The 22,841-nt window shown below is 74.9% G+C and carries 20 protein-coding genes; 7 read left to right on the forward strand and 13 right to left on the reverse strand.

The annotated features are described in order from the left end of the window. Nucleotides 1-42: 42 nt before the first annotated feature. Nucleotides 43-489, reverse strand: a complete 447-nt coding sequence (locus tag U5911_RS02425; protein ID WP_336034999.1) for a GtrA family protein — start codon at nt 487-489, stop codon at nt 43-45. A gap of 116 nt (nt 490-605) precedes the next feature. Between U5911_RS02425 and mutS (U5911_RS02430) the strand changes: the two genes are divergently transcribed. Further along, nucleotides 606-3,368: a DNA mismatch repair protein MutS gene (mutS, locus tag U5911_RS02430; protein WP_336035001.1), complete on the forward strand. Its 2,763-nt coding sequence runs from the start codon at nt 606-608 to the stop codon at nt 3,366-3,368. On the opposite strand, the gene nucS is transcribed toward mutS (U5911_RS02430), so the two are convergent. The 3 genes from nucS to U5911_RS02445 all read right to left on the reverse strand — a co-directional run bounded on the left by nucS (nt 3,349) and on the right by U5911_RS02445 (nt 5,663). Next, a complete protein-coding gene (gene nucS / locus U5911_RS02435) occupies nt 3,349-4,074 on the reverse strand; it encodes an endonuclease NucS (protein WP_336035002.1) in 726 nt (241 codons plus the stop codon). The genes mutS (U5911_RS02430) and nucS overlap by 20 nt on opposite strands. 41 nt (nt 4,075-4,115) lie before the next feature. Further along, nucleotides 4,116-4,724 carry a class I SAM-dependent methyltransferase gene (locus U5911_RS02440; protein ID WP_336035003.1) on the reverse strand — a complete coding sequence of 203 codons (609 nt, stop codon included), beginning with the start codon at nt 4,722-4,724 and terminating at the stop codon, nt 4,116-4,118. A 306-nt stretch (nt 4,725-5,030) separates the two neighbouring features. Continuing rightward, nucleotides 5,031-5,663, reverse strand: a complete 633-nt coding sequence (locus U5911_RS02445) for a DsbA family oxidoreductase (RefSeq protein WP_336035005.1) — start codon at nt 5,661-5,663, stop codon at nt 5,031-5,033. A gap of 400 nt (nt 5,664-6,063) precedes the next feature. Between U5911_RS02445 and U5911_RS02450 the strand changes: the two genes are divergently transcribed. Continuing rightward, the gene (locus tag U5911_RS02450; protein WP_336035006.1) at nt 6,064-6,780 is read left to right on the forward strand and encodes a DNA-directed RNA polymerase subunit epsilon; all 717 of its coding nucleotides are present in this window, start codon (nt 6,064-6,066) and stop codon (nt 6,778-6,780) included. 26 nt (nt 6,781-6,806) lie between these two features. On the opposite strand, the gene U5911_RS02455 is transcribed toward U5911_RS02450, so the two are convergent. The 4 genes from U5911_RS02455 to U5911_RS02470 all read right to left on the reverse strand — a co-directional run bounded on the left by U5911_RS02455 (nt 6,807) and on the right by U5911_RS02470 (nt 9,194). Next, nucleotides 6,807-7,160, reverse strand: a complete 354-nt coding sequence (locus tag U5911_RS02455; RefSeq protein WP_336035008.1) for a thioredoxin family protein — start codon at nt 7,158-7,160, stop codon at nt 6,807-6,809. A gap of 115 nt (nt 7,161-7,275) precedes the next feature. Next, nucleotides 7,276-7,701, reverse strand: coding sequence for a pyridoxamine 5'-phosphate oxidase family protein (locus tag U5911_RS02460; RefSeq protein ID WP_336035010.1), 426 nt, complete (start codon nt 7,699-7,701; stop codon nt 7,276-7,278). A 232-nt stretch (nt 7,702-7,933) separates the two neighbouring features. Further along, a complete protein-coding gene (psmA, locus tag U5911_RS02465) occupies nt 7,934-8,656 on the reverse strand; it encodes an archaeal proteasome endopeptidase complex subunit alpha (RefSeq protein WP_336035011.1) in 723 nt (240 codons plus the stop codon). A gap of 94 nt (nt 8,657-8,750) precedes the next feature. After that, nucleotides 8,751-9,194 (reverse strand): hypothetical protein, encoded by a 444-nt coding sequence (locus tag U5911_RS02470; RefSeq protein WP_336035013.1) that lies wholly within the window; start codon nt 9,192-9,194, stop codon nt 8,751-8,753. Between the two features lie 200 nt (nt 9,195-9,394). Between U5911_RS02470 and U5911_RS02475 the strand changes: the two genes are divergently transcribed. Next, nucleotides 9,395-10,429 carry an AIR synthase family protein gene (locus U5911_RS02475; RefSeq protein WP_336035014.1) on the forward strand — a complete coding sequence of 345 codons (1,035 nt, stop codon included), beginning with the start codon at nt 9,395-9,397 and terminating at the stop codon, nt 10,427-10,429. 134 nt (nt 10,430-10,563) lie between these two features. Here the strand turns inward: U5911_RS02475 and U5911_RS02480 are convergent, their stop codons facing one another. Next, the gene (locus U5911_RS02480; protein WP_336035016.1) at nt 10,564-11,763 is read right to left on the reverse strand and encodes a hypothetical protein; all 1,200 of its coding nucleotides are present in this window, start codon (nt 11,761-11,763) and stop codon (nt 10,564-10,566) included. 44 nt (nt 11,764-11,807) lie between these two features. Then, the gene (locus U5911_RS02485) at nt 11,808-12,212 is read right to left on the reverse strand and encodes a hypothetical protein (protein WP_336035018.1); all 405 of its coding nucleotides are present in this window, start codon (nt 12,210-12,212) and stop codon (nt 11,808-11,810) included. An 85-nt stretch (nt 12,213-12,297) separates the two neighbouring features. On the opposite strand from U5911_RS02485, the gene U5911_RS02490 reads away from it, so the two are divergent. Continuing rightward, entirely contained in the window at nt 12,298-13,689 is a 1,392-nt protein-coding gene (locus U5911_RS02490) for an ATP-binding protein (protein WP_336035020.1), read from the forward strand. A 50-nt stretch (nt 13,690-13,739) separates the two neighbouring features. Here the strand turns inward: U5911_RS02490 and U5911_RS02495 are convergent, their stop codons facing one another. Beyond that, nucleotides 13,740-14,393, reverse strand: coding sequence for a hypothetical protein (locus U5911_RS02495; protein ID WP_336035022.1), 654 nt, complete (start codon nt 14,391-14,393; stop codon nt 13,740-13,742). Between the two features lie 392 nt (nt 14,394-14,785). Here U5911_RS02495 and mutS (U5911_RS02500) point away from each other — a divergent pair, with 392 nt between their 5' ends. From mutS (U5911_RS02500) to kdgK1, 3 genes are all read left to right on the forward strand, one after another. Continuing rightward, nucleotides 14,786-17,443, forward strand: a complete 2,658-nt coding sequence (gene mutS / locus U5911_RS02500; RefSeq protein ID WP_336035024.1) for a DNA mismatch repair protein MutS — start codon at nt 14,786-14,788, stop codon at nt 17,441-17,443. Nucleotides 17,444-17,576: 133 nt separating this feature from the next. Beyond that, nucleotides 17,577-19,598 carry a DNA mismatch repair endonuclease MutL gene (mutL, locus tag U5911_RS02505; RefSeq protein ID WP_336035026.1) on the forward strand — a complete coding sequence of 674 codons (2,022 nt, stop codon included), beginning with the start codon at nt 17,577-17,579 and terminating at the stop codon, nt 19,596-19,598. A gap of 49 nt (nt 19,599-19,647) precedes the next feature. Next, entirely contained in the window at nt 19,648-20,598 is a 951-nt protein-coding gene (gene kdgK1 / locus U5911_RS02510; protein WP_336035028.1) for a bifunctional 2-dehydro-3-deoxygluconokinase/2-dehydro-3-deoxygalactonokinase, read from the forward strand. On the opposite strand, the gene ggt is transcribed toward kdgK1, so the two are convergent. Together ggt and U5911_RS02520 are read right to left on the reverse strand one after the other, a co-directional pair. Continuing rightward, nucleotides 20,595-22,217 carry a gamma-glutamyltransferase gene (ggt, locus tag U5911_RS02515; RefSeq protein ID WP_336035029.1) on the reverse strand — a complete coding sequence of 541 codons (1,623 nt, stop codon included), beginning with the start codon at nt 22,215-22,217 and terminating at the stop codon, nt 20,595-20,597. The two genes, kdgK1 and ggt, sit on opposite strands and share 4 nt — an antisense overlap. A 138-nt stretch (nt 22,218-22,355) precedes the next feature. Beyond that, nucleotides 22,356-22,763 (reverse strand): DUF7522 family protein, encoded by a 408-nt coding sequence (locus U5911_RS02520; protein ID WP_336035031.1) that lies wholly within the window; start codon nt 22,761-22,763, stop codon nt 22,356-22,358. Nucleotides 22,764-22,841: the final 78 nt, after the last annotated feature.

Here is a 22,841-nt window from a genome sequence, read left to right on the forward strand (position 1 = left end):
GTCCCGGCGGTGGTCGCGCAGCGACGTAAGCGCCGCGGACGGTCAGGGCCGCAGCGCGAACAGTTCGCTGCCGGCGAAGTTCACGGTGCCGGCGACGCCGATGGCGGTGACGTTCGCGAACAGGCCCGGCCAGTGGAGGAGTTCGACGCCGCCCGCGAGCACGACCGAGTAGACGACGAACCCGACGGCGTAGACGGACGCGTACCTGGCGAGCGCGCGGGACAGCGACCGGCTCGGCCGGTCGTAGGTGACCGTCCAGTTGAGGGCGAACGTCCACGCGGTGCCGCCGGCGAACGCCAGCGCGCCGGCGAGCAGGTACGCGACCGGCGCGAGCACGAACACGACGGCGTTGACGACGGCGCCGCTGGCGCCGACGGCGCCGAACTCGACGGCGCGGAGCGCGCGCCGCCGCGCCGCGACTCGCTGGACGCCGAGCGCTCGCAGCAGGGCTTCGACGCGGCGCTCGGCTGCGTCGACGACCCCCACCATGCGGTCGTGTCGTATCGGAGCCAACGGGAAAAAGGTGGCGCCGCCCGCGCCGGCCGCGCCGCGGCGGACCCGTCCAACCGGAGGGCATAACAGCGGCGAGGGCGTGGGTGCCGCGCATGGACGCGGCGCTCGGGCCACCCGACCAGATGGCCGAAAGCGAGGACGACCTCACGCCGATGATGCGCCAGTACTTCGAGCTCACGCGGCGCTACGAGGACGCGCTCGTGCTCTTCCAGGTCGGGGACTTCTACGAGCTGTTCTGCGAGGCGGCGGAGGCCGCCGCCCGGATCTGCGAGGTGACGCTGACCGCCCGCGAGGACTCCACGGGCCGGTACCCGATGGCGGGCGTGCCCATCGACAACGCGGAGCCGTACATCGACGACCTGCTGGACGCCGGCTACCGCGTCGCGGTCGCCGACCAGGTCGAGGACCCAGACGAGGTCTCCGGCGTCGTCGAGCGCGCCGTGACGCGCGTGGTGACGCCGGGCACGCTCACGGAGGACGAACTGCTCGCGGGCGACGACAACAACTTCGTCGCGGCGCTCGCGGCGGCCGGCGGCGCGCAGGGGCGTGGGGCGGGCGACGCGAACGGGACCGCCGCCGAGCGAGGCGGCGGCTTCGGGCTCGCGCTGCTGGACGTCTCGACGGGCGACTTCTACGCGACGCGGCTCGGCGACGCCGCTCGCGTGCGGGACGAACTCGGGCGGTTCGCGCCCGCCGAACTCGTCGTCGGGCCGGGCGTGGCCGCGGACCGCTTCGACGGCGAGGCGTTCGTCGCCGAGTACGACGACGACGCGTTCGACCGCGAGCGCGCCGCCGCGACGGTCGAGTCGTACTTCGGGAGCGCGGACGCGCTCGCCGCCGACGCCGAGGTGCGGGCCTGCGGCGCGCTCCTCGACTACGCGGAGTACACGCGCGGCGGCGTCGCGGCGCGCCGCGGGGACGGCGACCGGGACGACGGCCGGCGCGGCGACGGGGACGACGGGCGACTGGACTACCTGAACCACCTGACGCGGTACGACCCCCGCGAGTACCTCCAGCTCGACGCCGTGGCGCTGCGCAGCCTCGAGGTGTTCGACCAGCGTAGCGTCCACGGCGCCGAGGGCACCGCGCTCGTGGACGTGGTGGACGAGACCGCCTGCGCGCTCGGCCGCCGGACGCTCACCGACTGGCTGCGCCGGCCGCTCACCGACCGCGACGCCATCGCGGCGCGCCACGACGCGGTCGGCGAACTCGTCGGCGACCCGGCGACGCGGGAGGACCTCCACGAGCACCTGCGGGACGTCTACGACCTCGAGCGGCTCGTCTCCCGGGTCGCTCGCGGCCGCGCGAACGCCCGCGACCTCCGCGCCCTCAAGGACACCCTCGACGTGGTGCCCGAGCTCAGGGGGCTGCTCGCGGACGCCGACAGCGGGAAGCTCCGCGAGCTGCGCGCCGGTCTCGACGACCTCCCCGAGGTCCGGGACCTCCTGGACCGCGCCATCGTCCCGGACCCGCCCCAGGAGCTCACGGAGGGCGGCGTCGTCCGGGACGGCTACCACGACCGCCTGGACGACCTCCGGGAGACCGAGCGCACCGGCAAGCGGTGGATCGACGACCTCGAGGAGCACGAGCGCGAGCGCACCGGCATCGACTCCCTGAAGGTGGGGCACAACGCCGTCCACGGCTACTACATCGAGGTGACGAACCCGAACCTGGACGCCGTCCCGGAGGACTACCAGCGCCGGCAGACGCTGAAGAACGCCGAGCGGTTCGTCACGCCCGAGCTCAGGGAGCGCGAGGACGACATCGTGCGCGCCGAGCAGCGCGCCCAGGACCTCGAGTACGAGCTGTTCTGCGAGGTCCGCGACCGCGTCGCCGACGAGGCCGAGCGCGTGCAGGCGACCGCGCAGGCGGTGGCGGCGCTGGACGCGCTGGCGTCGTTCGCCACGGTCGCCGCGACCCACGACTACGCGCGCCCCGAGATGGGCGGCGACGGCATCCACGTCGAGGGCGGCCGCCACCCCGTCGTCGAGCGCACGGAGGCGGGGTTCGTGCCGAACGACGCCCACCTCACGCCCGACGACCGCGTCGCCGTCATCACGGGCCCGAACATGAGCGGGAAGTCGACGTACATGCGCCAGGTCGCGCTGGTCGTGTTGCTCGCGCAGGCGGGGAGCTTCGTGCCGGCGGCCGGCGCCCGCCTGCGCGTCGTCGACCGGATCTTCACGCGCGTCGGCGCGAGCGACGACATCGCTGGCGGCCGGTCGACGTTCATGGTGGAGATGACGGAGCTTGCGTCCATCCTGCGGGCCGCCACCGGGGACTCGCTGGTGTTGCTGGACGAGGTCGGCCGCGGCACCTCGACGACCGACGGCCTCGCCATCGCGCGCGCGGTCACCGAACACCTCCACGACGAGGTCGGCGCGACGACGCTGTTCGCGACCCACCACCACGAGCTCACCGCGGACGCCGAGGCGCTGCCGGGCGCCGTGAACCGCCACTTCGGCGCGACCCGGACCGCGGAGGGCGTCACCTTCGAGCACGAGGTCCGAGAGGGCCCGGCGACCGCCTCCTACGGCGTCGAGGTCGCCCAGACCGCCGGCGTCCCCGACGAGGTGGTCGAGCGCGCCCGCGAGTTCCTCGAGGCCTCCGACGTCGCTGACGCGGCGGCTGCCGGGCGCGAGGCCGCCGCGGAGGAGGCCGACGAGCACAGCGGCGGGCGCAGCGGCGAGCGCGCCGGCCGGGCCAGCGCCGGCCGGGCCAGCGCCGACCCCAGCGCGTCGCGGTCCGGCAGCGAGTCGTCGGTCGCGGCGGCGCTCCGCGAGGTCGACGTCGCCGAACTGACGCCCGTGGAGGCGCTGAACGTCCTGAACGACCTCAAGCGGGACCTCGACTGACCCGGGGGTCGACCGCGGAGAACGACAGGCCGCTCTCGGCGAGCAGGCGCCGCGTCTTCTCGGTGACCGCCGGCGCGACGAGCACGCCGCGCACGTCGGCGTCGGCGTGCAGGTCGCGCTCGAGCGCGCGGACGTACCGCTCCAGTTGGGAGGCCGCGGAGGGCCGCGCGCGCCGGGCTTTCAGTTCGACGGCGACCACGGCGCCGTCGCGGCCGCGGCCGTAGACGTCGACGGGGCCGGCGGGCGTCGCGCGCTCCGTGGACCGCGGCTCGAAGCCGGGTTCGACGAGGTCCGGGTCCGCGAGCACGCGCTCCTTGAGGTCGGCTTCCGTCCCGGACACCTCGGCCTCGGCGGTCGCCGGGTCGAACGCGGCGGCGTGGTGGACGCCCTCGAAGCCGACAGTCAGGGCGTCCGCGGCGTCGCCGCCGCCGCAGCGGAGGACGAGCGCGCCGTCCGTGGCGTCCGCGGCGACGCCGCCGCCCGAGGACCACGCCTCGGGGTCGCGGCCCGACGCGCCGTGGACGACGACGGTGTCGTCGGGCTTGCAGAGGACGTGCCGGGTCCCGGCGGGCAGCGAGCGCGCGGCGCGCCCCTCGAAGGACGCGGCGCAGTCGCCGACGAGCGCCACCGCGAGTCCGTCGGCGCGGGCGTCCGCGACGAACGCCGCGGCGGCCTCCGCGTCGGGGTCGGCGAGCGTGCGAGTCACGGCCGGCGGTAGCGCGCCCACCGGCAAAAGCCCGCGGGTGCCTACACGCGCCGGAGGCAGACGAAGTACGCGGGCGTCGCGCCCCAGCGCCGCTGGAGGCCGGTCTCGGCCTCGTAGACGACGCGCCAGGCGTCGCCGAAGCGCTCTCGGAGCTCCGCGGGCGTGAGGCCGTAGACGTCCCGGGGGTCGCGGCGCGCGTCCCCGAGCACGCAGTAGAGCGCCCCTGGGTCGGTGACGGCGGTGAGGCCGGCGACGAACCGGTCGCGTTCGGCGTCGCCGAGCACGTGGAACATCGCGGAGTCGAGGACGGCGCGGAACCGGAACCCGCGCGCGGCGAGCGCCGGCAGGTCGAGCGCGTCCCAGACGAGGAACGCCGCCGGGATGCGGCGGTACCGGGCCTTCGCGCGGGCCTGTCGGACGGCGAGCGCGGAGAGGTCGATGCCGAGGACGTCGTAGCCGCGGCGCGCGAGGAACAGCGCGAGTTCGCCGGTGCCGCAGCCGACGTCCAGGACCGGGCCCTCGAGGACGCCGGCGTCGGCGAGGCGGACGAACGGCCGCTGTGGGTGGCCGACATCCCAGTTCGGGACGCCCGCGTAGGCGGCGTCGTAGACGTGCGCGAGCGGTCGCTGCGGCCGGCCGGCGGCGCTCACCGGTCCGGCCTCCGTGTGGCTGGCACGGCAGCGACTTCGACGCGCGCACCCGTAGTCGTTTACCCGGGCGCGGCGGCGCGGCCGCCGAGCGGAGAGGACAGAGGGGGTCGGTGGCTGGCGACGCCCGGGGGATGGCACGTGAACGCGTCGGCGCGGCCGCGGTACCCGGCGCGGCGCCGCCCGGGCGTCCGCCGCTGGCGCGACGCGGCGGCCGGGGGGCGCCAGCCACGGTCGGACGTTGTGGGGGACGCTCGGAAGTCGTTCGGCCGAACATCTTCCGCGGTGCTTCCGGCGCGTGGGAACGGCTCAGGCGCCGTCGACGAGGCGCTCGAACTGCGCGGGCGGGATGGCGCCGCGCGCGGCGTGGCCGTCGTAGACGAACGTGGGGATGCCGGTGACGCCGAGGTCTCTGGCCGCCTCGAAGCGCGCGCGGAGTTCGTCGTCGAGGCGGTCGTCGCCGAGCGCCGACCGCGCCTCGTCCTCGGGGACGCCCGCGTCGCTCGCGAGGTCGACGAGGACGTCCGCGTCGCCGACGTCGCGGCCGTCCTGCCAGAGCGCGTCGAAGGTCGCGTGGTGGAACTGGCGGAACGTCGCCTCGCCGTGGGCCTGCTCGAGGTACACCGCGAGCTTCTGGGCGTCCCAGGAGTCGACGTCCCGCGAGAAGTCCAGGGTCATCTCGACGCCGTACTCGTCTTCGAGGCGCGCGACGTTCTCGCGGACCTCCGAGAAGTAGTCGTCGTCCTTGCCGTCGTCGACGTCGTAGTCGATGCTGCCGTCGGCGTCGCGCTTGTGGCCGCGGAGGTCGAAGACGCGCCACTCGACGTCGGGCGGGTCGTCGGCCCGCTCGCGGTACTCGTCCATCGCGGCGCGCCCGAGGTAGCAGAACGGGCAGACGTAGTCCGAGAACACGGTCAGCGTGTCCGGCGAGACCTGGCTCATGGCGTCCGTTGGGCGGCGAGGGGGAAAACACCCCCTCCAGCGGCGGCGCGCGCTGGTTCCGGGCACCGCCGCGTCGCTTTAAGTGGTTCTGGCGACAAGGTGTAGATACGAACGGCTTCTCGGGTTCCTTCGTCCGACAGCGACAGCGCTGTTCGCCCCGGAGCACCCGCTTCGACGGCTGACCGCGACGGCAGCGCGCTCGCGAGGCCGCGGCGACGACTGCGCGCCCGTCGGCGCTCGACCCGGCGATCGTTTAAGTGGTTCTGGCGACAAGGTGTAGATACGAACGGCTTCTCCGGGACACTGCGACCGTCCAGCCGCCGGCTCTGCCAGCGGACCGCACCCTTCCGGTCGCCGCTCGGGCGAGCGTTTAAACCGCGCGAGGACGGAGGTAGGACCGATGAGTGGTGACGGCGGCGACCCGGTCCGCTGGGACGCGGACGACGGCGAGCGGCGCGTCGAACACCGACCGGGGTCGGGCGCGCTCTCCCGCGCGCAGGCCCAGCGGGACACCACGGTCCGGCGCTGGGGCGTGATGTCGCCGAGCGCGACCGTCATCGGGCGCGCCGAGTCGCCGGAGGCCGACCTCTCCGAGAGCGTGCGTCGCCTCCACGACGAGCGACACACCGCCACCGAGGGCCACAGCCGCCGCGCCCACCACCTCGACCGCCTGCGGACGACGCAGGCGCTGTGCAACGCCGTCGGCGTGACCCCGTGGCAGCGCGACGTCGCGCTCGGCGTGATGAGCGAGCTTGACCTCACGGAGTTCGGCAGCCAGCGCGCCATCGAGAAGGTCGCGCTCGTCGTCGTCCGGCACGTCGTCGACGTCGACCGGCGCCGCTACTTCGGGCTGGACGACCTCGACGCCGGCGAGGTGTCGCCCGAGCGCATGAACGACCTCTACGAGCGCTACCGGGCCCACGACGTCACCGACGAACCGGCGTTCCGCGAGCTCGCGGACCGCTACGGGCTCGACCAGACGAGTCTCAACCGCCTGCGCCGCGTGCTGAAAGCACAGCTCGACGACGGGCTGCCGGCGTTCGGCCGGAACCCCCACCGCGACCCCCACCTGCCGGACGTCACCGAGCGCGACGTCCCCGGGCAGGCGGACGCCTGAACGGCGGGTTTAGTGGCGCGCGGCCGTCAGTCCAGGTCGAGGTGCTCGTCGAGGAACGCCTCGATGTCGTCGCCGCCCTGGAACCCCTCGGCCAGCCGGGCGACCTCCTCGCCGTCGACGACCAGCACGAGCGTCGGCGCGCTCGAGACGTTCCACTCGTCGATCAGGCGGACGTCGTCGCCCGGGTTCGCCATCGCGACCGTGACGCCCGTCTCGCGCGCGACGTTGCCCAGCACGGGCTCGATGGCCTGGCAGAGCGCACAGCCCTTCGTGTAGAACTCCACGAGGACGGTGTCGTGGCTGTCGAGAACGTCGCGCAGTTCGTCGCCGTCCGCCACCCGGATCGGTTTCCGGGCGTCGGACCGTGTCTCGGTGCTCATACGCCCACTGAGGTGCCGAGGCCGGATAAGGCCTGCTGCGCGGCGGCCCGCGCCGGGGCGGCCGCGTTCGCGCCCGATCGTCGCGGGGCGGCGGTCCAGCCCGTGCCGCAGCGGCTCAGACCGTCTCGCGGCCGGTCGTCGCCGCCGGTTCGAGCGCGAGCACGCGGAAGGCGACGTCCTCGACGGCCTCGTCGAAGAGGCGGAACGGCCCGAACCACTCGTTCAGCGTGGCCTCGTCGGGCGTCTCGCGCTCCACGAGTCGGCCGCGGAGGACGACGCTCCAGGCGTCGGCGCCGTCGGCGACGTCGTAGACGACGACGGTCGCGGTCGCCGTGGTGTCGACGTACTCGAGTTTCGCGGCGTCGCCGTGCTCGCTCAGCCGCAGGAGGAGAGCGTCGCCGTCCCAGTGACAGGACACGGGGACGGCGTACGCGTCGCCGCCGTCCGCGAGCGCGAGCACGCAGTGGTCGGCGGCCGCGAGCCGCTCGGCGACCTCGTCGTCGCCCAGTCCGGCGGTGTAGACGTACTCGGCGTGCTCCATTCAGCCCACCACCACGTCGCGAGCGGTCGGGGCGCGGCGGTCGCCGCCGAGCGTCCTCGGTGCGCACATACGTCCGAAGTCGGGCCGGCGCCCCTTAGTGGTTCGCGCGGACGGGCGGCCCCGGCGGCGTCAACGCGCCGCCGCGACCGGACTGACGCCCGCGCGACGCTCGGAAACAGAGACGCCCGCGCGACGCCTGAGAACGGAGGCGGTGGTCGGGTGCGCTCGCGGCCTACTCGAGGTCCTCGACGTGGTCGGCGCGCTCGTCGGCGTCGAGTTCGCGGTAGAGACCGGTCTCGGCGTCGATGGTGGCGACGCCGACGCCCTCCGGGGAGAGGTCGTCGTCGCGGCCCTCGGCGAGCGCGCGCAGCGCGAGGTCGACGCCGTCCTCGATCGCGAGGCCCGCCTCGTACTCGTCCTCGAGGAACTCCTGGATGGCCGAGCGGTCGGAGCCGATGGCGACGGCCTTCCACTCGTTGGACGTGCCGGAGGGGTCGGTCTCGAAGAGGCGGGGCTCGCCGTCGGAGACGCCCGCGATGAGCAGGGCGACGCCGAACGGGCGCGCGCCGCCGACCTGCGTGTACTGCTGGATGTGGTCGGTGACCTCCTTCGTGAGCGTGCGCACGCCGATCGGCTCGTCGTAGCGCACGCGCTCGACCTGGGACTGCTGGCGCGCGTGGTCGACGAGCTTGCGCGCGTCGGCGACGTGGCCGGCGCTGGCGGCGCCGACGTGGTCGTCGACCTTGTGGAGCTTCTCGACGCTGGACCCCTCGAGGAGCGGCGAGCGCGTGCGCTTGTCGACGACGAGGGCGACGCCGTCGGCGGTCCGCACGCCGATGCTGGCGGTGCCGCGCTTGACGGCTTCCCGCGCGTACTCGACCTGGTAGAGCCGGCCGTCCGGCGAGAAGATGGTGATCCCGCGGTCGTAGGCCTGCTGCTGGTTCTGTCCCTGCATTGTCTTCCTTGACCAGACGTTAGTCGCGCCCACGTAAAGGGCTTTGACTTTCGGCAGCGCCCCCTCGCGGGAGGACAGCGGCCGTCGACGGCCGTCAGGCGGCGAACAGCCGGCCGAAGACGAGCGGCGCGGCGAGCAGCGCCAGCGGCACGAGAATCCACACCTGGCCGGCGAACACGTCGTACTGGCCGAGCGTGACCGACACGGGCGTCCCCTCGACGGCGCCGACGAGGAACTCGAACCCGACGGTGAGCAGCGTCCACGCGACGCCGACGGCGGCGAGTTCGACAGTGGCGTAGGCGGTGTCCGTGGTCGCGAAGAACGCCGCGGAGACGGCGAGGACGACGGCGACGAGCAGCAGCGTGCTGACGACGTGGCCGGGGTACTCGCCGACGCGCGGGACCAGGACGGTCTCGCGGAACACGCCGTTCGCGACCGCGAGCACGGCGAGCACCAGCCAGACGCCGAGCGGCGCGAGGAGGACCGCCGGCCGCACGGTACGAGCGTCCACGCTGGCGACTGCCGAGGCGAGAGTCATGCCTGCGCGTACGTCGGCGACGAGAATAGGCGTTCGCCCGGTTCTCGGCGGGCCGGGACCAGCGACAACCGGGCGGCGGCGACTCGCCTCCCAGTCTACGCCCCCGAATCACACCGGGGCGCGCGTACGCAGGTGGTGGCTGCCGTTCCGGACCGACGGGCTCTCGCGGGCTTCTTGTGTCCCCGCCGCGAAGCCGGCGCATGGACGACGGGAAGGCCAGCAGGGAGTTCTTCGACGCGCACCTCGCCGGCCGCACGGGCGCGGACCGCGGCGACGTCCGGCTCGGCCCGACGTACGGCGCTGACTTCGGCGTCGTGGACGTCGCCGACCGCGTGGTCGCCCTGGCGACCGACCCCGTGTTCGTGCTGCGCGAGCTCGGCCTCGAGCGCGCCGCGTGGTTCGCGTTCCACGTCGCGGTCAGCGACGTGGCGATGTCCGGCCTGCCGCCCGCGCACCTCGCCGTGACGCTGAATCTCCCGCCCGGCACGAGCGACGAGACCTTCGACGCCGTCTGGTCGGTGTTCGACCGGGAGGCCCGCGAGCTCGGCGCGAGCCTCACGACCGGCCACACGGGCACCTACGAGGGGTGTTCGTTCCCCACGGTCGGGGGCGCGACGGCGCTCGCGGTCGGCGACCCCGACGACCTCGTGGTGCCGACCGGCGCGCGGCCTGGCGACCGCGTCGTCGTCACGAAGGGGCCGGCCGTCGAGACGACCGGCCTGCTCGGCGTGCTGTTCGGCGACGACCTCCCGCTCGACGAAGCGGCCGCCGCGGCGGCCCGCGAGCGGTTCTGGGACGCCAGCCCCGTCCGGGACGCGCTCACCGCGGCCGCCGCCGGCGACGTCTCCGCGATGCACGACGCGACCGAGCGCGGCCTCGCGAACGCCCTCCACGAGCTCGCGGCCGCCAGCGGCGTGTCGCTGGCCGTCGACCGCGGCGCGGTGCCGGTCGCCGACGGCGTCCGCGAGCTCTGCGAGTACTTCGGGATGGACCCGTGGACGGCCTCCAGCGAGGGCACCGTCGTCGCGACCGTCGCGCCAGCGGACGCGGACGCGGTCGTGGACGCGCTCGCGGCAGAGGGAATTCCGGCCGCGGACGCCGGCCGGGTCGCCGAACGCGGCGCGCTCGGCGACGGCGTGCGCGTCACCGCCGACGGCGAGCCCCTCCCCGAACCGGACGCGGACCCGCTGTGGCCGGCGTACAAGACCGCGCGCGAGCGGTTCGGCGGCGACTAGCGGGCGTCGCGGACGCAGGCAGTCACGGTGGCGTTCCCGGGCGCTCAGGCGGCGACAGTGAGGTTCCCGGGCGATCAGGCGGCGACGGTGACGTTCCCGGGCGATCAGGCGGCGACAGTGAGGTTCCCGGGCGCTCAGGCGGCGACGGTGACGTTGCCGGAGGCGCTCGCGTCGTCGACGAACTCGCGGTCGCCGGCGAACACGACGACGGTGGCGTCGTCGACGCGCTCGACGCGGTACTCGTGGGCGACCCCGGGGCGGTCGCCGAGGGCGTCGGCGGCGGCGGCGAACTCGTCGGCGTCCCGGGTCGTGTCCCAGCGCGTCACCCAGGCGACGTGGCTGTCGGCGCCGTCGGCGAACGCCACGACGCGGTCGTTCCCCCAGCCGGCGGCCGCCTCGGTCGCGACCGACTCGTTGGTGGCGTCCCGGAGGACGATGCGCGCGAGGAGTTCGCCGGCGCGCACCGTCGGCGACTCCGTCCTGGTGTACTCTCCGGCCTCGACGTCGACGTCGAGGGGGACGACGGCGTCGCGCTCGCCGGGGTGGAGGACGTTCTCCGTGGTCTCGGGCGCGTCCTCGTAGACGGCCGGGAGGTCGCCCGGCGCGTCGACGGCGTCGCCGACGTACCGGACGCCGAAGTGGTACTGCGACCAGACGACGCGGTTCCCGGCGGAGCCGTTCTCGTAGGCGGCGGCGACGCGCTCGGACTGCAGTCGCTCGCCGGGGAGGTGGGCGCGCGTGTACGCGTCCGTGACGTAGACGGCGCCGCCCTCGACGAGCGCGCGGCGCGCGAACCGCTCGTCGAGGGAGACGCGGGACAGCGAGAGCGCGCCGAACCACGGCACTATCTCCCCGCGGAGCTGCGCGACGTGGACGAACTCGTGGGCGAGCACCTGCTCGACGCGGGCCGCGCTCGCGTTCGCGGGCGAGACGTACACCGTCGCGTCGAGCGTCGTCAGGCCCGTCGGCTGGCCCTCGTCGAGTTCGGGGTCGGGGACGCCGAGCGCGTCGAAGAACGGGACGGCGCCGTAGTCGGCGGTCTTGTACTGCGTGAGGTCGCGGACGAACACGCGCGTGCCGGCGTACTCCGCGCCGACCAGCGCCTGCACGCGCTCGAACGTCCGGTTGGCGTCGGGCTCGAGGTCGCCGCCGGTCACCTGGACGCCCTCGGGCGCGCCGCCGGCCCCCGTCGTCGGCGCCGCCGTGGTCCGCGGCGCGTCCGCCGCGCCGTCGCCGTCACCGACCGGCGCGCGCTGGTCCGCGACCGGCGCCGTACACCCCGCGACGGCGAGCAGGAGGCACGCCGCGAGGACCCGGACCGGGACGGCTGTCATACCTGACAGTTACGGGAGCACTCACTAACGGGTTGCGGTCGGCGTCACGACGTGAACTCCCGCCAGTGGTTGAGCGCCCAGTAGACGCTGCCCGTGCAGACGAGCGCGGCCGAGACGAAGTAGACGACCAGGCTCGACCCGAGGACGTCGCCGGGGTTGCGGCCGGCGTAGAGCACGCCCTCGCCGGCGAGCGCGAACAGCGCGGTCCCGACGACGGACACCGCGACCGTGCTCGTGAGGATGGGGACGCCGCCCGCCTCCGGGTCCTCGAGGGTGACGATGGTGGCGACGAACAGGACCGCGCCGGCGAACAGGTAGAAGGGGAGGCGGTCGCCGACGTCGGCCGCGGCGCCGTCGGCGAGCGCGACCACGCCGACGAACGCCGCCGTCAACAGCACCGTCGAGGCGGCGACCAGCCCGACCGCCCGCGTGACGTACGCTCGCTCCATCTCTGGTGGCGTACTTCGGCGGCCGGCAGATAAGCCTGTGGGGTGACGGGGAAGCATTTACCCCCGGGGCGTCAACGAGGGGTCGATGGCCGAACCGGGCGACCGACTCCACGTGACGGACGGGGACCTGACGATGCCCGCGGTCGACGTGCTGACCGGGCGCGGGTTCGTCACCGGGAAGAGCGGCTCCGGGAAGTCGAACACGGCGAGCGTCGTCGTCGAGGAGCTGCTGGACTGCGACGCGCGGCTGCTGGTCGTGGACACGGACGGCGAGTACTACGGCCTCAAGGAGGACTACGAGGTGCTCCACCTGGGGGCGGGCGACCGCTGCGACGCGGTCGTCGGGCCGTCGGACGCGGGCGCGATCGTGGACGTCGCACTGGAGGAGGGCGCGCCGGTCGTCCTGGACGTCTCGGGGTTCCTCGACGGCGACGCGGCCGACCGGCTGGTGTACGAGGTCGCGAAGCGGCTGTTCTCGCGGGCGCGGGACGTCCGCCAGCCGTTCCTGTTGCTGGTCGAGGAGGTCCACGAGTTCGTGCCCGAGCAGGGCGGCCTGGACGACGTCGGCGAGATGCTGGTGCGGGTGGCCAAGCGCGGCCGGAAGCGCGGCCTCGGGCTCTGCGGGCTCTCCCAGCGGCCGGCGTCCGTGGACAAGGACTTCATCACGCAGTGCGACTGGCTGGTCTGGCACCGGCTGACGTGGGCGAACGACACGCGCGTCGTCGAGCGCATCCTCGGCGGGTCGTACGCGACGGACGTGGAGTCGCTGGGCGACGGGGAGGCGTTCCTGCAGGCCGACTGGGCCGACGACGTCGAGCGCGTGCAGTTCCGCCGGAAGCGCACGTACGACGCGGGCGCGACCCCGGGGTTCGGGGACGACGCGGCGCCCGACCTGCGCGCGGTCAGCGACGAGTGGCTGGCGCCGTTCCGCGACGGCGACGACGCGCGCACAGACCCGGCGGGCGAGCCGCCGGCCGACGGCGGCGATTCCGGGAGCGACGAGAGCGAGGCGTCGACGGCTGACGCGGCGAGCGAGGACGCGGACGACGACGGCGACGGGAGCGAGGCGGACGCCGGCGACGCGGCCGACGGCAGGGAGCGACGCGGTCGGTCGGGGGGCGGGCAGGCCGGCGCGGCCACGTCGGACGCGCGGACGGCCGTCTGGGAGCTCGGCCAGCTCGTCGCCTACGTCGCCGCCGTGGGGGCGCGGCGCGCCGCCAGCGCGCTCGCCCGTGGCGCCGTCGCCGCGTCGCGCGCCGCGGACGCCGGACTGCGCGCGCTCGGCGCCCTGACGCGGGACGCCGGGTCGCGGGCCGCGGCGGCGGCCGCGGAGCGCACCGCGTCCTCGCCGACCGAGGGCGGCCGCCGGCCGCCGCGCTCGCCGCTCGGCGAGACCGCGGCGGTCGACCGCGCGGTCGGCCTGGCCGTCGTGCTGGTCGCGCTCGCCGTCGCCGTCACCCTGTACGCCGTGGTCTGAGCGCGTGGTCGGACGGCCGCCGGCCGGTCCGCGAGGAGGGGCGGGCGCCGTCAGGGCGCGCCCAGGTTGCGGCGCCTGGCGAGGAGGTAGACCGGGCCCGCGACGACCGAGGAGAGCACGCCGGCGAGCGCGAGCGCGCCGGCCAGGTACTGGACGACGCCGGTGGTGACGTCGCCGGCGAGCACCGGGACGGCGAAGCCGGCCTCGACGACGAGCGCGCCCGCCGCCACGTACAGCCACGGGTTCGGCTGCCAGTCGGCGTCCGCGTCGGCGAGGCGGTTGGCGTCGTCGACGAGCCAGAGCGTGCCCGCGAGCGCGGTGAGGAAGTACGGGACGATGACGACGTACGGGAGCAGGCGGACGTCGCCGGGCGTGCCCGTGTCGAAGACGCCGAACCCGAAGACGGCGCCGACGAGGGCGCCGGCGACCGTCGCGGCGAACGGGACGGCGAGCAGCCACGCGGTCTCGTCGGCCGCCCAGCGCAGGCCCGGTCCGCCGCCGCTCTCGTCGACGTCCGCCGCCAGCTCGGTGCCGTCGCGGGCGTCCGGCGTCGACACCGCGACGTCGCGGTCCGACGCCGGCGCGTCGGCGGCGACGCCCGTCGTCCGTGACGCCCACCGGGACAGCCCGCGTCGGTGGGCGTCCCTGCTCCTCGTGGTCGAGTGCCCGCGCTCGGCGGGCTCGTGCGTGTGGTCGCGTGTCATCTGTGGTCCTCCCAGGAGGCACCGCCCCGCGACCCACTCGACGGACGGCGTCGCCACTGGCCGGGCAACGCTTATGGGGTCGGAGTGTGAAAGAGCAGGTGTCCTACCAGCTGCCCTTTCCGGTGCTGTTCCTGTTCGTGGGCTAGTGGCATCTTGGCCGCCGCCAATGAAGGTTATCGAACGTGAGTGACCTGTGTGCTCGCGGAGACGGCCGGACCGCCGGATGCGGCGGCGGACGCGCCGGAAACACCAGTTCCTAGTGAGGTACCGTCGCGGGATGGCGTCGGGGACAGTCCGCGCTGGCGCCGTCCACCGCTGCTCAGCGTGCGGACCCGGAGGCTTCATAGGCGGCGCCGACCCACACCTGCAACCATGACCGAGCGGAGGGCCCGATGGGCGTAGTCGAGGAGTTCCTCGACCTGAAGGCGTCGACGGACGCGGACCTGCTGGCGATGCAGGTCGGGGACTTCTACGAGTTCTTCGGCGAGGACGCCCGCGAGGTCGCCGACGTCCTCGACCTCCAGGTCTCCGAGAAGTCCGCGCACGGGTCGTCGTACCCGATGGCGGGCGTCCCGGTGGACGACCTGACGCCGTACCTCGCGGCGCTCGTCGAGCGCGGCTACCGCGTCGCCGTCGCCGACCAGACCGACGGGGACGGCGACATCGAGCGCGATGTCGCGAGGGTCGCGACGCCCGGCACCTACGTCGACGTGACGGGCGCGGACGCGCGCTACCTCGCGGCGGTCGTCCGCGACGGCGACTGGGGGCTGGCGTTCGTGGACGTGACCACGGGCCAGTTCCACGTCGCGAGCGCGGACGGCGAGGCGGCCGCGTTGACCGAGCTCCACCGGTTCGGCCCCGAGGAGGTGCTGGCGGGCCCCGACCTCCGGGACGACGACGCGTTCCTGGCGTCGCTGCGCGACCGGGCGGACGCGACGCTGACGCTGCACGAGGCGACGGCGTTCGCGCCCGGCCGGGCGGCGCACGCGGTCCGCGAGCAGTTCGGGGACGGCGCGCTCCACAGCCTCGGCGTCGCCGAGGGCGGGCCGGCCGCGCGCGCCGCCGGCGCGGCCCTGGACTACGTGGCGGCGACGGACGCTGGCGTGCTCGCGTCGCTGACGCGGCTGCAGCCGTACAGCGCGGACGACCACGTGGAACTGGACGCGACGACCCAGCGCAACCTCGAGCTCACGGCGACGATGGGCGGCGACGGCGAGGGGTCGCTGTTCGCGACGGTCGACCACACGGTGACCGCGGCGGGCGGCCGCCGCCTGCAGGCGTGGCTGACGCGCCCGCTGCAGGACCGCGCGGAGCTGGAGCGCCGGCAGGCCGCCGTCGGGGCGCTGGCGGACGCGCCGCTGGCGCGGGACGCGCTCCGCGACGCGCTCGAGGACGCCTACGACGTCGAGCGCCTCGCGAGCCGGGCGGCCGGCGGGCGCGCGGACGCGACCGACCTGCTGCGGCTGCGGGAGACGCTCGCGGTGCTGCCCGAGGTCGCGGACGCACTGGAGAGCGACCCCGACCTCGCGGCCTCGCCCGCGGCCGGCGTCCTCGAGCGCGTCGACCGCGAGGCGGCCGCCGGCGTCCGCGACGAGCTGGCGGCGGCGCTCGCCGACGACCCGCCGAAGACCCTCCGCGAGGGCGGCCTGCTCCGCGAGGGGTACGACGAGGACCTGGACGCCCTCGTCGCGGAGCACCGCGAGCACGAGGCGTGGCTGGACGGCCTCGCGGACCGCGAGCGCGAGCGCCTCGGCGTCACCCACCTCCGGGTCGACCGGAACAAGACGGACGGCTACTACGTCCAGGTCGGGAACTCCGAGACGGACGCCGTGCCCGAGGAGTACCGCGAGGTGAAGTCCCTGAAGAACTCCACGCGGTACGCGACCGACGAGCTCGAGGAGCGCGAGCGCCGGATTCTCCGCGTGGAGTCCGAGCGCGGCGACCTCGAGTACCGGCTGTTCGGCGAGCTCCGCGACTGGGTGGGCGAGCGCGCCGGCGTCCTGCAGGCGGTCGGGCGCGCGCTCGCGGAGCTGGACGCGCTCGCGAGCCTCGCCGAGCACGCCGCCGCGAACCGCTGGACGCGCCCCGAGCTCGTCGACGGCGACGCCCTCGAGGTCGAGGCCGGCCGCCACCCCGTCGTCGAGCAGGCGACGGAGTTCGTGCCGAACGACGCGCGCTTCGGCGACGGCCGGCGGTTCCTCGTCGTCACGGGCCCGAACATGAGCGGGAAGTCGACGTACATGCGCCAGGTCGCGCTGGTCGTGTTGCTCGCGCAGGTCGGGAGCTTCGTGCCAGCCGACTTCGCGCGCGTCGGCCTCGTGGACGGCATCTACACCAGAGTCGGCGCGCTGGACGAGCTCGCGCAGGGCCGGTCGACGTTCATGGTGGAGATGCAGGAGCTCTCCCGCATCCTCCACGCCGCCACCGCGGACTCGCTGGTGGTCCTGGACGAGGTCGGCCGCGGCACCGCGACCTACGACGGCATCTCCATCGCGTGGGCGGCGACCGAGTACATCCACAACGAGGTGCGCGCGAAGACGCTGTTCGCGACGCACTACCACGAGCTCACGTCGCTGGCCGACCACCTCGAGGCCGTGGCGAACGTCCACGTCGCGGCCGAGGAGCGCGACGGCGTCCCCGCGAGCGACGCGAGCGGGAGCTCCTCGGAGCGTAGCGCTGGCGGCGAGGTGACATTCCTGCGGACGGTCCGCGAGGGGCCGACCGACCGCTCGTACGGCGTCCACGTCGCGGACCTCGCGGGCGTCCCGGACCCGGTGGTGGAGCGCTCCCGGGCGGTGCTGGACCGCCTCCGCGACGAGCAGGCCGTCGAGGCGAAGGGGTCGGCGGGCGGCTCCGTGCAGGCCGTCTTCGACCTCGCGTCCGGCGAGTTCGCGTCGGCCGACGCGGAGGCGGACGGCGGCGAGACGGACCCCCTCGACGCGGACGCCGAGGCCGTCCTCGAGGACCTGCGGAACGTCGACGTCGAGGAGACGCCGCCGGTCGAGCTGCTGTCGAAGGTACAGGACTGGCAGGACCGCCTCGCGGACTGACGGCGGACCTCGGACTCCCGGGGTCGCGGACCGCCGACGAAACCGCCGACTGCGGGGTCACGCCGGACTGCCGGGGGTCCGCGGACCGGAGCGTGCCGCGGGATTGATGGGGCGCGCCCGCCTCTCCCGAGCCATGACCGACGGCGACCGCATCCGCGAGCTGGACGACGCGACGGTCGCCCGGATCGCGGCGGGCGAGGTGGTCGAGCGGCCGGCCAGCGTCGTGAAGGAGCTCGTGGAGAACAGCCTGGACGCGGGCGCGTCGAGCGTGGACGTGAGCGTCGACGCCGGCGGCACCGAGGGAATCGTGGTCGCCGACGACGGCCGGGGGATGACCGCCGAGGACCTGCGCGCGGCGGTCCGCCAGCACACGACGAGCAAGCTCGGGGACGGCGACGACCTCGACGCCGTGGCGACGCTGGGGTTCCGGGGCGAAGCCCTCTACACCATCGGCTCGGTGTCGCGGATGACCGTGACGACGCGAGCGCGGGACGCCGGCGACGCGGGCGCCGAGCTCGCGGTCGACCACGGCGACGTCGGCGAGGTTCGCCCCGCCGGCCGTCCGGCGGGGACGACCGTCGACGTGGCCGAGCTGTTCGCGGAGACGCCCGCGCGCCGGAAGTACCTGAAGCGGCCGGCGACGGAGTTCGCGCACGTGAACCGCGCGGTGACGCGGTACGCGCTCGCGAACCCCGGCGTGGCGGTGTCGCTGTCCCACGACGGCCGCGAGGTGTTCGCGACGACCGGCACCGGCGGCGTGCGGGACGCCGCGCTCGCGGTGTACGGCCGCGAGGTCGCGCAGTCCCTCGTCGAGGTGGACGCCGAGCCGGACGCCGACGCCGTCGCGCGCGTGTACGGCCACGTCTCCGACCCGGAGGTCACGCGCTCGACGGGCGAGTACGTCGCGACGTTCGTGAACGGGCGCGCGGTCCGCGACGGCGTGCTCCGGGACGCGGTGCTGGACGCGTACGGCGGCCAGCTCGCGAGCGACCGCTACCCGTTCACGGTGCTGTTCGTCGAGGCCGACGGCGTCGACGCGAACGTCCACCCGCGGAAGCTCGAGGTGCGCTTCGCGGACGAGCGCGGCGTCCGACGCGCTGTCGAGAGCGCCGTCCGCGACGCGCTGCTGGACGCCGGCCTCGTGCGGTCGCGGGCGCCCCGCGGGAAGTCCAAGCCCGGCGACGTCGAGATCGCGCCCGAGTCGAGCGACCCGGCGAGCGGGGACCGCGAGGACGCCGGCGCGCGGGCGGCTGCGGACGCTGCCACCGGCGCGAGCGCGGCCGGAACGTCCTCGCAGGACCGAACGGGGGCGAACGACACCACCTCGCGAGACGCCGCGCAGTCGGACGGCACGTCCCGCCGCGAGGGCGAGGCGGCCAGTGCGAGCGGCGAGCGCGAGCGGTCCTCGTCGAGCGACGGCCGCGACGCCGGAGCCGACAGCCGCGGCGGCGACGGCGCGAGCGCGTCCTTCGAGGCGCCGACGCGGAACGCGCGCCTTCCCACCGGCGACGGGCCGGCGGGCGGCGCGGCAGACGACGCGGCGAGCGGGGAGTTCGAGTCGCTGCCGTCGCTGCGCGTGCTCGGCCAGCTCGCGGACACGTACGTCGTGGCGGCCAGCGACGACGGCCTCGTGCTCGTCGACCAGCACGCGGCCGACGAGCGCGTCCACTACGAGCGCCTGCAGCGGCAGGTCCGTGGGGACGGCTCGCAGGCGCTGGTCGCGCCGGTCGAACTCGAACTCACGGCGGGCGAGGCGGCGGCGTTCGACGCGGCGCTCCCCGAGCTGCGCGACCTGGGGTTCGACGCGGAGTTGGCGGGGCGGACGGCGCGCGTGACGGCGGTGCCGGCGGTGCTCGCGGACGCGCTCGACCCCGAACTCGCGCGGGACGTCCTCGCGGCGTTCGTCGCGGACGCCGACGGCGACCCCGTGGGGGACGCCGCGGACGCACTGCTCGCGGACCTCGCGTGCCGGCCCGCCGTCACCGGGAACACGTCGCTCGCGGAGGGGTCGGTGGTGGCGCTGCTGGACGCCCTCGACGACTGCGAGAACCCGTTCGCGTGCCCGCACGGCCGGCCGACGCTCGTGCGCGTGGACGGCGACGAGCTCGCCGAGCGCTTCGAGCGCGACTACCCCGGACACGGCGGCCGCCGGTAGTGTGGCCGGAGTCGACGGGAACTAAGCCCCCGAGCGCGCATCCCCGAGTATGGACCTCGTGACGTTCGGCGAGACGCTGCTGCGGTTCTCGCCGCCGGGACAGGAGCGCATCGAGCGGGCGACGGAACTGGAGTTCCGCGCGGCGGGCGCGGAGAGCAACGTCGCGGTGAACGCGGGCCGCCTGGGCGCGGCGACGGCGTGGCTGTCGAAGGTGCCGGACTCGCCGCTCGGCCGGAAGGTGACGGCGACGCTGCGCGCGCAGGGCACCGAGCCCGTGGTGGCGCGCAGCGACGCCGGCCGGCAGGGCACGTACTACATCGAGCAGGCGGGCGAGCCGCGGGGCGCGAACGTCGTCTACGACCGCGCGGACGCGGCGGTGACGACGGCGACGCCGGCGGACCTCGACACCGACCTTGTGGCGGACGCCGACTACTTCTACACGAGCGGCATCACGCCCGCGCTTTCGGAGACGCTCGCGGAGACGACGGCGTCGCTGCTGGAGCGCGCGCGGGCGGCGGGGACGACCACCGTCCTGGACGTGAACTACCGCGCGAAGCTCTGGGGGCCGACGGCGGCCCGCGGCGTCCTCGAGTCGCTGTTCCCGGACGTGGACGTGCTCGTGGTCGCGGAGCGGGACGCCCGACGGGTGCTCGCGCGGGACGGAGCGGTCGAGGAGATCGCCGGCGTGCTCGCCGACGAGTTCGGCTTCGAGACGGTCGTGGTGACGCGTGGCGCGGACGGCGCGCTCGCCGTCCACGACGGCGCGGTCCACGAGCAGGGCGTCTTCGACGCGGACACGCACGACCCGGTCGGTACCGGGGACGCGTTCGTCGGCGGGTTCCTCGCGCGCCGCATCGAGGGCGGGAGCGTCCCGGACGCCCTGGAGTGGGGGGCGGCGACGGCGGCGCTGAAGCGCACGATCCCCGGGGACACCGCGCTCGTCACGCGCGAGGAGGTCGAGGCCGTGCTCGCGGGCGACGGCGACGGCATCGACCGCTAGTAGCCCTGCGCGTTCCCGTCCTTCCGTGGGTCGGTAGCGGCGGACAGCGTGCCGGCGTCGTTGCGCACGACCTGCGCGCCGCCGAACAGGTCGGGCGTGAGCGTGCGGACGTCGTGGCCGCGTCGCGCGAGCTTCGCGGCGACGTGGGAGTCGAAGTGCGGTTCGACCGCGAGGCTGCCGTCCTCGCGGTACCGCCACCGCGGCCGGTCGAGGGCGGCCTGCAGCGGCAGGCCGTAGTCCACGACGTTCGAGACGACCTGCACGTGGCCCTGGGGCTGCATGTAGCCGCCCATCACGCCGAACGCCAGCCAGTCGTCCTCGGCGAGGCGCGCGACCGCCGGGATCAGCGTGTGGAACGGCCGCTTGCCGGGTTCGAGGCGGTTCGGGTGCTCGGGGTCGAGTGAGAACGACGACCCGCGGTTCTGGAGCGCGATGCCGGTGTCGCCGGCGACCAGCCCGGACCCGAAGCCGGCGAACCGCGAGTTGATGTAGGAGACCAGGTTGCCGTCGTCGTCGGCGACGCACAGCAGGACGGTGTCGGCGTCCTCGGCGTCGGCCCCGGGGACGCCGAAGGACGCGTCGTCGTTGCACGTCTCGCCGACCTCGGCGGCGCGCCGCTCCGCCCACGCCGTCGACGCGAGCGGCGGGTGGGCCTCGAAGTCGGGGTCGGTGACGTAGCGGTGGCCGTCGCGGAACGCGAGCTTCGTCGCCTCCGCGAAGTAGTGGACGCGCTCGGGGCTGTCCAGCGGGTGGTCGCCGGCGCCGACCGCCTCGGCGACGTTCAGCGCCTCGAGGGCGACGACGCCCTGGTTGTTCGGCGGGAGTTCGAACACCTCGGCGCCGCCGTACGTCGTGGAGACGGGGTCGGGCCACTCCACCTCGAAGGCCGCGAGGTCGTCGACGGTGAGGAAGCCGCCGCGGGCCTGGACCTCGTCGGCGATGGCCTGCGCGACGTCGCCCTCGTAGACGACGTCGGCGCCCTCGTCGGCGACGCGGCGCAGCGACGCGCCGAGTTCGGGGAGGCGGACGGTGTCGCCGACCGCGGGCGCGCTGCCGTCGACGAGGTAGGCGTCCCGGGCGTTGTCGTGCTCGAAGCGGTCCTCGGCGTGCTCCCACTGCGCGGCGACGACCTCGGAGACGGGGAACCCCTCGGTTGCGTACCGGATGGCGGGCTGGAGGAGGGCGGCGAGGCCCTTCTCGCCGAACCGGTCCGCGGTGGCCTCCCAGCCGCGTGCGGTGCCGGGGACAGTGACCGTGTGGGGGCCGGTCTCGGGCATCTCGGCGTCCTCGGGCGCGACGCCCCGGTCGTCGGCGACCGCGGCGCGGACGCGCTCGAGGGTGGTGTTCTCGGGCGCCGGACCGCAGGCGCGCATCGCGCCGACGTCGCCGTCGGCGGTCCGGTAGAGCGCGAACACATCGCCGCCGAGCCCGGTCGACGTGGGCTCGACGACGTTCAGCGCGGCGGCGGTGGCGACGGCGGCGTCGAAGGCGTTGCCGCCGTCCGCGAGCACGGAGACGCCGGCCTGCGCGGCGAGCGGCTGGCTGGTCGCGACGACGCCGCGCTGCCCGTAGACGGTCGAGCGCCGCGACGAGAAGCGGTCGAGGTCCGGTGGCTGCATGCCTGCGTCGACGGGGCTCGGGGAGAAAAAGCTACCACCGGCCGGAATCGCGCCGACCCGGCAGCGGACCAGCAGTCTCGCGGCGACGAACGGGCGGCGAGGCGGCAGTCTCGCGGCGGCGACCCGGCGGCGGGGCGCTCACTCGGGGCCGAGCCACGCGGTGTCGTACTCGGCGAGCACGCCGTCGACGGCGCTCGCGAGGTCCTCGAAGCGCTCGGTCTGGAGGCGGTCGGTGGTGACGAACGCGCCGTGGTAGCCGCGGACGACGCGCGTGAGGTAGCCGTGTTCGAACGCGCGGAGCGTGAACCGGTAGTCGCCGAGCTCGGAGTCCTCGTAGATGCGCTGCGAGCGGAAGCCGCTGCGCTCGTTGTTCGCGAACCCGACGATGTTCGCGCCGGGCTCGAGGTCCTCGCGGAGGTACACCTGCTGCTCGCGCGTCGTATCGAAGTACGTGACGCTGCGGAGGCTGTCGCCGACCGTGGTGCGGCAGGCGCTGACCAGTTCGTCCACGAACGCCTCGTCGAGGTAGTCGTCTCCGTCGCCCATACGAGCCCTGCGCGGACGGCCGGGAAAAAACCACGCCAGCGTTCCCGGGGCGCCGACCGCCGCGGTAACGTTTTGCCG

This window comes from Halobacterium yunchengense (assembly GCF_037031165.1).
Taxonomy (GTDB): Archaea; Halobacteriota; Halobacteria; order Halobacteriales; family Halobacteriaceae; genus Halobacterium; species Halobacterium yunchengense.

Coding starts and splice junctions, on each gene's coding strand:
- U5911_RS02425 (WP_336034999.1), bottom strand. CDS start 489: ATGGTGGGGGTCGTCGACGCAGCCGAGCGCCGCGTCGAAGCCCTGCTG.
- mutS (WP_336035001.1), top strand. CDS start 606: ATGGACGCGGCGCTCGGGCCACCCGACCAGATGGCCGAAAGCGAGGAC.
- U5911_RS02445 (WP_336035005.1), bottom strand. CDS start 5,663: ATGAGCCAGGTCTCGCCGGACACGCTGACCGTGTTCTCGGACTACGTC.
- U5911_RS02450 (WP_336035006.1), top strand. CDS start 6,064: ATGAGTGGTGACGGCGGCGACCCGGTCCGCTGGGACGCGGACGACGGC.
- U5911_RS02455 (WP_336035008.1), bottom strand. CDS start 7,160: ATGAGCACCGAGACACGGTCCGACGCCCGGAAACCGATCCGGGTGGCG.
- U5911_RS02460 (WP_336035010.1), bottom strand. CDS start 7,701: ATGGAGCACGCCGAGTACGTCTACACCGCCGGACTGGGCGACGACGAG.
- psmA (WP_336035011.1), bottom strand. CDS start 8,656: ATGCAGGGACAGAACCAGCAGCAGGCCTACGACCGCGGGATCACCATC.
- U5911_RS02470 (WP_336035013.1), bottom strand. CDS start 9,194: ATGACTCTCGCCTCGGCAGTCGCCAGCGTGGACGCTCGTACCGTGCGG.
- U5911_RS02475 (WP_336035014.1), top strand. CDS start 9,395: ATGGACGACGGGAAGGCCAGCAGGGAGTTCTTCGACGCGCACCTCGCC.
- U5911_RS02480 (WP_336035016.1), bottom strand. CDS start 11,763: ATGACAGCCGTCCCGGTCCGGGTCCTCGCGGCGTGCCTCCTGCTCGCC.
- U5911_RS02485 (WP_336035018.1), bottom strand. CDS start 12,212: ATGGAGCGAGCGTACGTCACGCGGGCGGTCGGGCTGGTCGCCGCCTCG.
- U5911_RS02490 (WP_336035020.1), top strand. CDS start 12,298: ATGGCCGAACCGGGCGACCGACTCCACGTGACGGACGGGGACCTGACG.
- U5911_RS02495 (WP_336035022.1), bottom strand. CDS start 14,393: ATGACACGCGACCACACGCACGAGCCCGCCGAGCGCGGGCACTCGACC.
- mutS (WP_336035024.1), top strand. CDS start 14,786: ATGGGCGTAGTCGAGGAGTTCCTCGACCTGAAGGCGTCGACGGACGCG.
- mutL (WP_336035026.1), top strand. CDS start 17,577: ATGACCGACGGCGACCGCATCCGCGAGCTGGACGACGCGACGGTCGCC.
- kdgK1 (WP_336035028.1), top strand. CDS start 19,648: ATGGACCTCGTGACGTTCGGCGAGACGCTGCTGCGGTTCTCGCCGCCG.
- ggt (WP_336035029.1), bottom strand. CDS start 22,217: ATGCAGCCACCGGACCTCGACCGCTTCTCGTCGCGGCGCTCGACCGTC.
- U5911_RS02520 (WP_336035031.1), bottom strand. CDS start 22,763: ATGGGCGACGGAGACGACTACCTCGACGAGGCGTTCGTGGACGAACTG.